Here is a 12,799-nt window from a genome sequence, read left to right as displayed (position 1 = left end):
ATAAGCGCTACAGCCCTATTTCACCAAAAACATCCATTTCCACCATCGCTGGCACAAGCCTTGCATCACCCTGGGCGTGGCCGAGGTAGGCCACATGGTTGGCCCGGTGCAATGGCGTGTTGGGCTGACGAAGACGATGGCGTCCCTGCGAGTGTTGGCTACCAAGCCAGCGCACCGTGCGGACGCCTTTTTGTTTTTCCGAAACGCCTACGGGGGTCACGATGAAAAAATCCAGGCTGGTGATGGTGGGGAACGGCATGGCCGGTGTGCGCACGCTCGAAGAGCTGCTCAAAATTGCGCCCGACCTGTACGACATCACGGTATTCGGCGCCGAGCCGCACCCCAACTACAACCGCATCCTGCTGTCGCCCGTGCTGGCGGGCGAGCAGACCATCGACGAGATCATCCTCAACGACTGGCAGTGGTATGCCGACCACCACATCACACTGCACACCGGCTTCACCGTGACCGACGTGGACCGCGTGCGCCGCATCGTCCATGCCACCAATGCAGCAGGCGAAACCATTACTGCCGAATACGACCGCCTCATCATCGCCACCGGCTCCAACCCCTTCATCCTGCCCATCCCCGGCAAAGACCTGCAGGGCGTGCTGGCCTACCGCGACATTGCCGACACCCAGGCCATGATCGACGCCGCCGCCACGTACAAGCACGCCGTGGTGATCGGCGGCGGCCTGCTGGGCCTGGAGGCCGCCAACGGCCTGATGAAGCGCGGCATGACGGTGACCGTGGTGCATGTGGGCGACTGGCTGATGGAGCGCCAGTTGGACGACGTGGCCGGCAAGATGCTGCAAAAGTCGCTGCAAGAGCGCGGCATGCAGTTCTTGATGAAAGCGCAGACCCAAGAGCTGGTGGGCAACGCCGAGGGCCGCGTGGCCAGCGTCAAGTTCAAGGACGGCACCGAGGTGCCCGCCGACCTGGTGGTGATGGCCGTGGGCATCCGCCCCAACACGGCCTTGGCCGAGAAAATGCGCCTGCACGTGAACCGCGGCATTGTGGTGAGCGACACGCTGCAGACCACCACCGACGCCCGCATCTACGCCGTGGGTGAATGCGCCGCGCACCGGGGCATTGCCTATGGCCTGGTAGCCCCGCTGTTTGAGCAAGGCAAGGTGCTGGCCAACCATTTGGCCGAATTCGGCATTGGCCGCTACCAGGGCTCGCTCACGTCCACCAAGCTCAAGGTGACGGGCATCGATCTGTTCAGCGCGGGCGACTTCCAGGGCGGCGAGAACACCGAAGAGATCGTGATGAGCGACCCCTTTGGCGGCGTGTACAAAAAGCTCGTCATCAAGGACGACAAGCTGGTGGGCGCCTGCCTGTATGGCGACACCGTGGACGGCAGCTGGTACTTCAAGCTGCTGCGCGATGGCCGCAGCGTGACCGACATCCGCGACAAGCTGATGTTTGGCGAATCGCACCTGGGTGACACCGGCCACCAGGGCCAGAGCAAGGCCGCCGCCATGGCCGACACCGACGAGGTCTGCGGCTGCAACGGCGTGACCAAGGGCGCCATCTGCAAGGCCATCAAGGACAAGGGCCTGTTCACGCTCGATGAAGTGCGCAAGCACACCAAGGCCAGCGCGAGTTGCGGTTCGTGCACCGGGCTGGTTGAGCAGATCATCATGTTCACCGCCGGTGGCGACTACAGCGCCACACCCAAGACCAAGGCCCTGTGCGGCTGCACCGACCATGGGCACCAGGCCGTGCGCGACGCGATCCGCGCCAACAAGCTGCTGAGCATTGGCGACGTGTTCCGATTCATGGAGTGGAAGACGCCCAACGGCTGCGCCACCTGCCGCCCCGCCGTCAACTACTACCTCATCAGCACTTGGCCCAAGGACGCCAAGGACGACCCGCAAAGCCGCGCCATCAACGAGCGCAGCCACGCCAACATCCAGAAAGACGGCACCTACAGCGTCATCCCCCGCATGTGGGGGGGAGAGACCACGGCCGACGAGCTGCGCCGCATTGCCGATGCGGCCGACAAGTACCACATCCCCACCATCAAGGTCACGGGCGGCCAGCGCATCGATTTGCTGGGCGTGAAGAAGGAAGACCTGGTCAACGTGTGGAAGGACATCGGCATGCCCAGCGGCCACGCCTATGCCAAGGCGCTGCGCACCGTGAAGACCTGCGTGGGCAGCGAGTGGTGCCGCATGGGCACCCAAGACAGCACGCAGATGGGCAAGGACCTGGAGCGCGCCATGTGGCGCATGTATGCCCCGCACAAGGTCAAGTTTGCGGTGAGCGGCTGCCCGCGCAACTGCGCCGAGGCCGGCATCAAGGACGTGGGCATCATCGGCGTGGACAGCGGCTGGGAGATGTACGTGGCCGGCAACGGCGGCATCAAGACCGAGGTGGCGCACTTCTTCACCAAGCTGAAAACCGCTGAAGAAGTGCTGGAGTACACCGGCGCATTTTGCGAGCTGTACCGCCAGGAAGGCTGGTACCTGGAGCGCACCGTGCACTACGTGAGCCGCGTGGGCCTGGACTATGTGAAAAAACGCATCCTCGAAGACCACGCAGGCCGCAAGGCGCTGTGGGAGCAGCTGCAGTTTGCGCTGGATGGCGAGCCCGACCCGTGGTTCGAGTTTGACAAGGCAGCGGTGGACACGCGCCAGTTCATCCCGATCGCCGTGGCTTGACCCCAACTTTTCAATCAAAAGTGCCTCTAGCGCTTTATGGATAAGCGCTAACAGCTACCAAAGGAATAGCAATGAGCGAATGGAAACTGATCTGCCGCGTGGACGACATCCCCGTGCTCGGCTCCCGCCGCGTGGCCCGCGACAAAGGCCTGGATGTGGCGGTGTTCCGCAACGATGCGGGCGGCGTGTTTGCCCTGCTGGACCGCTGCCCCCACAAGGGCGGCCCGCTGAGCCAGGGCATTGTGTTTGGCACGCAGGTGGCGTGCCCCATGCACAACTGGACGATTGGCTTGTGCGACGGGCAGGCGGCTGCGCCGGATGAGGGGTGTACGCCGAAGTTTGCGGTGAAGGTGGAGGATGGGGGGGTGTATCTGGATGCCGATGAGCTGGCGTCTGTGGCTACCGATCTGACGCGGCCTGTGGCCGGGCCTGCGCGGCGGGTGGCTGGGGTTTGAGATGTTTGCGGGTTTGCCTATTTTTGGTGGTGTGCCTTTGCTGAGGGTGGGGGCCGGGTCTCGCCCCGGCGGGCGAGGCACTTTTCTTTGCTTCGCCAAAGAAAAGTACCCAAAAGAAAGGCGACCCTGCTGTCTGCGACCCTCCGCTTCGCTGCGGGCAACCTGGGGTGCTCGTGCGCGGGGTGCGCCGTGGAACTCACTGCGCGCTGGCGCGCTGCGCTCGGACAACCACGGCGAGTCAGATGNTGGGGTGCTCGTGCGCGGGGTGCGCCGTGGAACTCACTGCGCGCTGGCGCGCTGCGCTCGGACAACCACGGCGAGTCAGATGACGAAGCGGGTGTGTCCTGCGGCACACCCGCCACCCCGCGCCCTGCGCGCCCCAGGCGCATCCAGAAGGGTTTGGGAGCCAACAGCCACACGGGCCATCGCTGCGCTCGGCCCAGGTTGCGCAGCGCGTGGCACTTGCGCCCGCGAGACGGGGCCGAGCGCAGCAAAGGCCCGTGTGGATGTTGGGCTGTTCGGCTGTCCGGTGGTTCCCCCCATCTGGCTGCGCCTGCGGCGGTGCGGTTGCGGGGTGAGCATGCGCGTCGAAGCGCGCATGCCTCGTCATCTGACTCGCCGTGGTTGTCCGAGCGGCGCGCGCAGCGCAAAGCGAGTTCCACGGCGCACCCCGCAACCGCACCGCCGCAGGTTTGCCCCGAAGGGGTCGCAGACTGTGGGTCGCCTTTTCTTTGCTTACTTTCTTTTGGCGAAGCAAAAGAAAGTGAGTCGGCCGCCGGGCCGAGACCCGGCCCCCACCCTCAAAAAAGCACGCAAAAAACCATCAAAACAATAGCTACCAACGCTTGACACAAAAGCGCCAGAGCCCAAAAACACTGAAGAACCCACGCCATGCAAGAAACCCAATCCACCTGCCCCTACTGCGGCGTAGGCTGCGGCGTGATCATCGAATCCGAAGGCCCCCAGATCACCGGCGTGCGCGGCGACCCCAGCCACCCCGCCAACTTCGGCCGCCTGTGCACCAAGGGCTCCACCCTGCACCTCACCGCCACCAGCCCCATCACCCTGCAAACCCGCCTGCTGCACCCCCTGCACCGCGCACAACGCAACGAGGCCGCCCTGCCCGTGACCTGGGACGCAGCCCTCACCCTGGCCGCCGAAAAATTCGCAGCAACCATCGCCCAACACGGCCCCGACGCCGTGGGCTTTTACGTCAGCGGCCAGTTGCTCACCGAGGACTACTACGTCTTCAACAAGCTCGCCAAGGGCCTGATCGGCACCAACAACATCGACACCAACTCGCGCCTGTGCATGAGCAGCGCCGTGGCGGGCTACAAACAGACCCTGGGCGCCGACGCACCGCCCGCCTGCTACGACGACGTGAACCACGCGCAGTGCCTGTTCATCGTGGGCAGCAATGCGGCCTGGGCGCACCCCATCCTGTTCCGGCGCATTGAAGACGCACGCGCCGCCAACCCCGGCATGAAGGTCATCGTGGCCGACCCGCGCCGCACCGACACCGCCGGCATGGCCGACCTGTTCTTGCCCATCCAGCCCGGCAGCGACGTGATGCTGTTCAACGGCATGCTGCACCTGATGCTGTGGGAGGGCTGGATCGACGCCAATTACATCGCCGCGCACACCACGGGCTTTGACGAACTCAAGGCGTTGGTGCGCGACTGCACTCCAGAGCGCGTGGCGCAGACCTGCGGCATCAGCGTGGCCGACCTGACCACGGCGGCAAAGTGGTTCGCGACCTCCAAAGCGACCCTGAGCCTGTACTGCCAAGGCCTGAACCAGAGCAGCAGCGGCACGGCCAAGAACGCATCACTCATCAACCTGCACCTGGCCACTGCGCAGATCGGCAAACCCGGCGCGGGCCCGTTCAGCCTGACCGGCCAGCCCAACGCCATGGGCGGCCGCGAGGTGGGTGGCATGGCCAACTTGCTCAGCGCCCACCGCGACTTGGGCCTTCCCCAGCACCGCGCCGAAGTGGCCGCACTGTGGGGCGTGGCCGATGTGCCATCCAAGCCGGGCAAGACGGCGGTGGAGATGTTCCAGGCCGCCGCCGATGGCGAGATCAAGGCCCTGTGGATTGCCTGCACCAACCCGGCGCAGAGCATGCCCGACCAGGCCACCGTGCGCCGCGCGCTGCAGCGCGCCGAATTCGTGGTGGTGCAGGAAGCCTTTGCCACGGCCGAGACCTGTGCCTATGCCGACCTGCTGCTGCCCGCCACCACCTGGGGCGAGAAGACCGGCACCGTGACCAACAGCGAGCGCCGCATCTCGCGCGTGCGCCCCGCCGTGCCCGCGCCCGGTGCGGCACGCCACGACTGGGCCATCGCGGTGCAGTTTGCGCACCAGCTGGAGGCACGCCTGCGGCCCGGCCAGCCCACGCTGTTCCCCTACACCACCGACCACGCCAACCAGGGCGCCGAGGCCGTGTGGAACGAACACCGCGAAAGCACGCGCGGGCGCGACCTGGACATCACCGGCCTGTCGTGGGAGATGCTCGAATCCCAAGGCCCGCAGCAGTGGCCGTTCGCTGCAGACGCCGCCACGGGCAAGGCCCGCCTGTACGAAGACGGCATCTTCCCCACCACCGACGGCCGCGCGCGTTTTGCTGCGCATGCATGGCAGCCCACGGCCGAACAACGCGAATCGCGCTACCCCTTCAGCTTGACCACCGGCCGCCTGCGCGACCAGTGGCACGGCATGACCCGCACCGGCACGCTGGGCCGCCTGTTTGGCCATGTGGCCGAACCCAGCCTGCAGATGCACCCGCAGGACATGGAGCGGCGCAAGCTGGCCAGCGGCGACCTGGTGCATGTGACCAGCAAGCGCGGCTCCATCGTGGTGCCCGTGCAGGCCGACACCACGCTGGGCCTGTCGCAGGTGTTCATGGCGATGCACTGGGGCAGCGAATTCTTGAGCGGCATCTCGTCCACCGGCGAGCGGCTGGCGGGTGTGAATGCGCTCACCACGTCTGCGTTCTGCCCCACCTCCAAACAGCCGGAGCTGAAACACGCCGCCGTCAAGGTGCTCAAGGCCGAACTGCCGTGGACGCTGCTGGCCATGGCGTGGCTGCCCGCCGACAGCGCCCAGGCCACGCGCGAGGCGCTGTCTGCGCTGATGGCGCAGTTCTCCGCATTCCAGTTCACGAGCTGCATGCCCTTCAGCAACAACACCCCGCTGGACGAGCCGGGCCGCGAGCGCACCGGCGTGCTGCTGCGCGCCGCCGCTCACGAAGCACCGCCCGACGCCTTGATCGCCCAGATCGAAACCCTGCTGGGCATGGCGGGCGCCGACACGCTGCGTTATGCCGACAAAAAGCGCGGCCAGCGCCGGGCCGCACGGCTGGCGCGCCAGGGCGACAACACCACGCTCGAAGGCGTCGTGCTCGCAGGCGATACCAGCGCCGAAGGATGGCTCAAGACCCTGCTGCAGGAAGAACTGCCCGCACAGACCTACGGCCGCCTGCTGCTCGTGCCCGGCGCCAAGGCCCCCGTGGCCGTGCAGTCGCGCGGCAAGCCGGTGTGCACCTGCCTGAACGTAACGGACGCCGCCATCACCGCCGAACTGGCGCACTGCCACGGCACCGACGACGACCGCCTGGCCCAGTTGCAAGGCAAGCTGCGCTGCGGCACCCACTGCGGCTCGTGCGTGCCCGAGCTCAAGCGCATGGTGCGCGCCACCGGGCCGCTCGCAACCCCTGCAACGGCGCAGGCCACCATATAACCAAAAGTTGTCTGCACTCAAGGAAAATAGCAAACAAATCACCCACAGCATCAGGATGGGTGCAACAGGGCTCCTAGGCATCTCGGCGCAGACAGTACTTGCGTACGGCAAGCCGAGATAACGACGCTGGAGCCCTGTTGCACCCATCCCGCCAACCAAAACCATGGGCATTAGCCAGTACATCAAAGAGATCGGGCGCGGCGCGCGCGGCGCCAAGCCGCTGTCGCGCGAGCAGGCAGCCGACCTGTTCGGCCAGGTGCTGGACGGCACGGTGAGCGACCTGGAGATCGGTGCGTTCTGCATCGCCATGCGCATCAAGGGCGAAACACCCGAGGAGATGTGCGGCTTTCTGGATGCCACCCACCAGCGCCTGGCGCTGCTGCCCGCCAGCGACCGGCCGCTGATCGTGCTGCCCAGCTACAACGGCGCACGCAAGCTGCCGGTGCTGACGCCGCTGCTGGCGCTGCTGCTGGCGCGCAAGGGCCTGCCCGTGCTGCTGCACGGCATGCGCACCGAGGCGCGGCGAATTTTGGCATCGGATGTGCTTGCAGCGCTTGATGTACTTGCGCTAGCAGCTCCCGAAAAGATAGCAAATGGAACGGTGCGCCATATCCCTACGCAGCACCTGCATGCGGGCCTGGCACGGCTGCTGTCGGTGCGCGAAGTGGTGGGCCTGCGCAACCCGGGGCACAGCGTCGTCAAGCTGATGGCGCCCTGCGCGGGGCCTTCGGTGGTGGTCACGGCTTACACCCACCCCGAATATTTCGAGATGCTGCGCACCACCTTTTGCACGCTGGGCACCAGCGCGCTGCTCTCGCGCGGGCTCGAAGGCGAAGTGGCCACCGACCCGCGCCGCACACCCCGCTATGACGGCTTTGTGCACGGCGTGCACACCGTGCTCGAAGAACAACAGCCGGGCACGGCCAGCGAGGTCACCGGGCTGCCCACCGACATCGACGTGGCCACTACCGCCACCTACACACAGCGCGTGCTGGCCGGTGAATTGCCCGTGCCGCCCGCCATCGAACGGCAGGTGGAACATATCTTGCGACTTGCTGATCAAACCGTTTCGGAGACATCCCCATGAGCCGCCCCACGCCTTCCACCACATCGCCCACAGCCAAACCCCACCTGGGCACCGGCGGCAGCTGCACTCTGGTCGGCGCAGGCCCTGGCGACCCGGAACTGCTGACCATCAAGGCGCTCAAGGCCATCCAGGCGGCCACCGTGCTGCTGGTGGACGACTTGGTGAGCGATGCCATCGTGGCGCACGCATCGCCCACGGCACGCATCGTCTATGTGGGCAAACGCGGCGGCTGCAAGAGCACGCCGCAGGCCTTCATCGAAAAGCTGATGCTCATGGCCGTGAACGAAGGCGAAAACGTGGTGCGCCTCAAAGGGGGCGACCCGTTCATCTTCGGCCGCGGCGGCGAAGAGGTGGAGCACCTGCGTGCCGCCGGGGTGCCGGTCACGGTGGTCAACGGCATCACGGCGGGGCTAGCGGGGCTGACCTCGCTTGGCGCACCGCTCACGCACCGCGCGCATGCGCATGGCGTGGTCTTCATCACGGGCCACGCCAAGCCCGGCGACGCTGGCACCGACTGGCGCCAGCTGGCCGCCACCGCGCGCAACGCCCGGCTGACGCTGGTGATCTACATGGGTGTCAGCGGCGCGGGGCACATTGAGCAAGAGCTGCTCACCGGCCTGCCGGCCGACACCCCCGTGGCCATCATCCAGCACGCCAGCCTGCCCCAGCAACGCCATGCCATCACCACGCTGGGCCGGCTGCACGCCACCATCACGCGTGAAAAGCTGGCCAGCCCCTCGGTGATCGTGGTGGGCGATGTGGTGCAGGGCGTGGCGCTGGCGTCGTCCGATGTGCCGTCGATGGCGCTGCGCGCGGGCTGAGCCCCCCAAGTCCGCCAACTGCGCTTGCCCCTGAAAACGGCGCGGAACTGCGCGTACAGGGCTTGAAGATCGAGCGCCTGCACCAAGGCCCAGACGGAGCGCGCCTGGTGCGCCTGTGCGTCCGTTCGATGCCGATTCGGTGGAAATGCTGCCCATGCCCATCGGCAAGCTGCATCCGTGCCGCTCAATGCTTGCAGGCTCTGAACCATCCTGCCGCGCAAGGACATGACTTCTGTCAAGCGAACAGAGAATATATTGCGCCATGTGCGACGCAACAAATGGAAGCCATTTTTTCGATGCGCGCATGGCCCGATGGTTCGAACTTCAAGACTGAAAGCGAGATTTGGCGCGACATCCCGACAACAGTGGCACGTTAAATATGAAAACGTTCACGAATCTGGTTGCCTGCGAGCACTGCGACACCATCTACGCGCGCGCGCCCTTGGCGCCCGGCGAATTGGCTCGCTGCGGACAATGCGATGCGGTTCTTTATCGCGCCAGCCGGCTCGACATCGACCGGTGGCTGGCACTTACCGTTGCCGCGGCGGTCGCCTTCGTGATCGCCAATGTCTGTCCGGTGGTGAAAATCAGCCTGCAGGGACTGCACAGCCAAGCCACCTTGTGGCAATCGGCTGCGGCACTCGCCCAAGGCCAGGCGGCCCCGATCGCCGTCCCCACCGCCATCGCCATCATCGTGATCCCGTTCATGCAGATCAGCCTCTTGCTGTGGGTGCTGGGCCATGCGCGCGGCGGCCGCCGCGCCCCAGGTTTTTCCCTGGCCATGCGCATGCTCGTGGGACTGCGCCCCTGGAGCATGGTTGAAGTGGCCCTGCTGGGCATTTTGGTGTCCGTCATCAAGCTGTTGAGCATGGTGGACGTCGTGCCTGGCGCGGGCATCTGGGCGACGACGGCATTGATGATCTTGATCACGCTCGTGGCCAACCGCGACGTCCACTGGCTCTGGGACTTCACCGACAGTGACAGGCCCTGCGGCAAGGTGGCGCCATGAGCACGCATGCGCGCGCCCTGGAGACGGGGCTGGTGTCCTGTCATGCATGCGGCTTGGTCTGCGAGGATGTACTGGATCGGCAAGGCCACGTCCACTGCCCCCGATGCGGTGCGCCGCTGCACCGGCGCAAGCCCAACAGCCTGGGGCGCACCTGGGCGCTCCTGATCGCGGCCCTGATCCTCTACATCCCCGCGAACGTGCTGCCCGTCATGTACACCAACCTGCTCGGCAGCGGCATGGACAGCACCATCATGAGCGGCGTGGTGGCGTTCTGGAATTCGGGCTCCTATGGCATCGCGCTGGTGATTTTCATTGCCAGCGTTGCCGTGCCTTGTGCCAAGTTTCTCACCCTCGGCCTGCTGCTCGTGACCACGGGCCGTGGCACTTCCTGGGCCAGACGTGAGCGCAGCAAGCTCTACCGCATGGTGGAAGTGATCGGCTACTGGTCGATGCTCGATGTGCTGGTCGTCGCCGTGATTGCGGCCCTCGTGAAGTTCCAGGGTCTGGCCGACATCGCGCCACGCATTGGAATCCTCTTTTTTGGCATGGTGGTGATTCTCACCATGCTGTCGGCCATCAGTTTTGATCCTCGGTTGATCTGGGACGGTAATAAAGATGAATGATCCCCACGGCGCAACACCCTCCCCCGCCACACCCACCATTCAACAGCGCACCATGCGGCCATCGCTGGTCTGGCTGGTGCCGGCCGTTGCGGCCCTGATCGGCGTGTCGATGCTGGTGCATGCCTGGATGTCCGCTGGGCCCGAAATCACCATCACGTTCAGGACCGCAGCGGGATTGGAGGCAGGCAAGACGCCCGTGAAGTACAAGGACGTCACCGTCGGCACCGTCACGGCCATCCGGCTCAGCGACGACGACTCGCACGTGGTCGCCACGGTAGCGCTGGACAAGAGCGCCGAACGCCTGACGCGCCAGGACACGCGTTTCTGGGTGGTGCGGCCACGCATCGGCACGGGCGGCATATCGGGCATCGACACGCTGCTCTCCGGCGCCTACATCTCGGCGGACGCGGGTAGCAAGCAAGAGTCCGCCACGGACTTTGCCGGCCTGGAGACCCCACCCACCATCGTGGGCGGCGCGGCCGGCAAGTCCTTCACCCTGCTGGTCGACGACCTCGGCTCCCTGGATGTCGGCTCGCCCATCTACTACCGACGCATCCCGGTCGGCCGTGTCGCTTCGTACCAACTGGACCCAGCGGGCAAGCATGTCAGGCTGCTGGTCTTTGTCGATGCGCCCTATGACGCGTTTGTCACCACCGACACGCGCTTCTGGAATGCCAGTGGCGTCGACCTGTCGATCAGCGCCGATGGCCTGAAGCTCAAGACCCAATCCGTGGCCACGATCGTTGCCGGCGGCCTGGCGTTTGCCACGCCCGCGTACCGCGACGCTCCAGCGGCTGCCGAGAACACGGAGTTCACCGTCTCCAAGGACCAGGCCGAAGCCATGGCGCCCCCGGACGGGCCAGCCCAGTTCATCCAGTTGCGTTTCCGCCAGCCTTTGCGCGGCCTGTCAACTGGCGCCCCCGTGCAGTTCGCCGGCGTGGACCTGGGCCGGGTGGTGTCGATCAGTGTGGACTACGACGCCGACGCCCACCGCTTTCCCACCATCGTCGGTGTGCTCATCTATCCCCAGCGGCTGGGACGGGTGCTGGACAAGCTCCCGAAACGCGAGACGGACTCCCCCGACGAGACGTCAGCGCGGCTCCTGCAGGGCATGGTGGATAACGGCCTGCGCGCCCAGGCGCGCTCGGGGAACCTGCTCACGGGCCAGCTCTACATCGCCCTGGATTTCGTGCCCAATGCGCCCAAGGTGGCATTTGATGCCAGCGCACGGCCCATCTCCATCCCCACGATCGACGGCAGCTTCGACAAGATGCAGGAGCAGCTGGCCAACATCATCACAAAGGTCGAGAAAATGCCGCTGGATTCGATCGGCCGCAACCTCGACGCCTCGCTATCGGGGCTCAACCAGACGCTGACACAGGTCAACACCCAGATGCTGCCCGAAACCACGCGCACGCTGCAGCGGCTCCAGCAAATGGCCCAAGAGTTCCAGCAGACTGCGCAATCCGTGCAGGGTCTCACGCAATCGGCACAGGGCCTGACCGCCGAGGACGGCCCCCTGCAGCAAAACCTGGAGCAAACCCTGCTCGAAACCCAGCGCGCGGCCAGGTCGCTGCGCACCCTGACCGACCTGCTGGGGCGCAATCCCGACTCCCTGCTGCGCGGCCGCCCCAGCGACCCCCAGCCCGCACCAGGCGCTTCATCACCCTCCAATCTTCGGGAATCTTCGCAATGAACCGCTTTTTCGGCATCGGGCTGCTTGCGCTCACGGGCGGCCTTCTGGGTTGCCAGGCCCCGACCCCCATACGCTTTCACACGCTGGCATCGCCCATAGCCCAACCGGCGGTCCATTCGACAGCCCAACCGGCAGCCTCAGCGCCCCCGGCCGCGACCTCCGCCGCATCGCCCCCCTTCCTCATCGACGTGCTGCCCGTCGGCATACCGGCGCAGCTGGATACGTCCCAACTGCTGGTGCGCCAGGGCGACAGCACCGTCGTCGCCCTGAATGACGAGCGCTGGATCGGCCCGTTTGCCGACGAAGCGCGCAGCGCACTGTCGGCACAGTTGACGCAACGCCTTGGCACGACCGACGTCGCAGGGCTGGCGCCCCCCAAGGGCAGGCCGGTCCTGCGCATCAAGGTGCAGATCCGCCGCTTCGATGCCTGGCCTGGCCAACAGGTGCAACTCGATGCGGACTGGAGCCTGGGGTTCGCGGACGAGCCCAATGGCGCGCGTTTGGTGTGCAGCACGCGGCAAGTGGTGCCCGCCGGCCCCGCCTATCCCCAGGTGGTACAGGCGCAGCAAAGCGCACTGGCCGATCTCGCCGCGCAGCTGGCAGACAGCGCCAGGCATTGGACGAATTCACGTACCGCGCAATGTTTGCCCCTGGAGTCTGGGCGACAGAAGGCGCCATAGCGAAACGGGTGCGCCCGCTTT

10 protein-coding genes are annotated in these 12,799 nt (G+C 65.9%); 9 read left to right on the top strand and 1 reads right to left on the bottom strand.

The annotated features are described in order from the left end of the window. Window positions 1-7: 7 nt before the first annotated feature. Window positions 8-259, bottom strand: coding sequence for a hypothetical protein (locus J8G26_RS10195; protein ID WP_143218454.1), 252 nt, complete (start codon window positions 257-259; stop codon window positions 8-10). Here J8G26_RS10195 and nirB point away from each other — a divergent pair. The 9 genes from nirB to J8G26_RS10150 all read left to right on the top strand — a co-directional run bounded on the left by nirB (window position 222) and on the right by J8G26_RS10150 (window position 12,778). Continuing rightward, the gene (gene nirB / locus J8G26_RS10190; protein ID WP_210568834.1) at window positions 222-2,669 is read left to right on the top strand and encodes a nitrite reductase large subunit NirB; all 2,448 of its coding nucleotides are present in this window, start codon (window positions 222-224) and stop codon (window positions 2,667-2,669) included. The two genes, J8G26_RS10195 and nirB, sit on opposite strands and share 38 nt — an antisense overlap. Before the next feature lie 71 nt (window positions 2,670-2,740). Continuing rightward, window positions 2,741-3,124, top strand: a complete 384-nt coding sequence (nirD, locus tag J8G26_RS10185; RefSeq protein ID WP_210568833.1) for a nitrite reductase small subunit NirD — start codon at window positions 2,741-2,743, stop codon at window positions 3,122-3,124. Window positions 3,125-4,015: 891 nt separating this feature from the next. Further along, window positions 4,016-6,862: a nitrate reductase gene (locus J8G26_RS10180; RefSeq protein WP_210568832.1), complete on the top strand. Its 2,847-nt coding sequence runs from the start codon at window positions 4,016-4,018 to the stop codon at window positions 6,860-6,862. Between the two features lie 163 nt (window positions 6,863-7,025). Then, a complete protein-coding gene (gene ybiB, locus J8G26_RS10175) occupies window positions 7,026-7,949 on the top strand; it encodes a DNA-binding protein YbiB (RefSeq protein WP_210568831.1) in 924 nt (307 codons plus the stop codon). Beyond that, window positions 7,946-8,770: a uroporphyrinogen-III C-methyltransferase gene (cobA, locus tag J8G26_RS10170; protein WP_087746852.1), complete on the top strand. Its 825-nt coding sequence runs from the start codon at window positions 7,946-7,948 to the stop codon at window positions 8,768-8,770. The genes ybiB and cobA overlap by 4 nt, the downstream gene beginning before the upstream one ends. Window positions 8,771-9,113: 343 nt before the next feature. Next, window positions 9,114-9,779 carry a paraquat-inducible protein A gene (locus tag J8G26_RS10165; protein ID WP_246881334.1) on the top strand — a complete coding sequence of 222 codons (666 nt, stop codon included), beginning with the start codon at window positions 9,114-9,116 and terminating at the stop codon, window positions 9,777-9,779. Continuing rightward, window positions 9,776-10,402 (top strand): paraquat-inducible protein A, encoded by a 627-nt coding sequence (locus tag J8G26_RS10160; protein ID WP_087746858.1) that lies wholly within the window; start codon window positions 9,776-9,778, stop codon window positions 10,400-10,402. The genes J8G26_RS10165 and J8G26_RS10160 overlap by 4 nt, the downstream gene beginning before the upstream one ends. After that, window positions 10,395-12,098, top strand: a complete 1,704-nt coding sequence (locus tag J8G26_RS10155) for an MlaD family protein (protein ID WP_210568830.1) — start codon at window positions 10,395-10,397, stop codon at window positions 12,096-12,098. The genes J8G26_RS10160 and J8G26_RS10155 overlap by 8 nt, the downstream gene beginning before the upstream one ends. Then, entirely contained in the window at window positions 12,095-12,778 is a 684-nt protein-coding gene (locus J8G26_RS10150; protein ID WP_210568829.1) for a PqiC family protein, read from the top strand. Before J8G26_RS10155 ends, J8G26_RS10150 begins: the two co-directional genes overlap by 4 nt. Window positions 12,779-12,799 lie beyond the last annotated feature (21 nt).

The organism is Acidovorax sp. JG5 (assembly GCF_017939685.1).
In the GTDB taxonomy this organism is placed as follows: Bacteria; Pseudomonadota; Gammaproteobacteria; order Burkholderiales; family Burkholderiaceae_C; genus Acidovorax.
The sequence above is the reverse complement of the archived record's forward strand: the minus strand, read 5'-3'. Positions and strand labels throughout refer to the sequence as shown.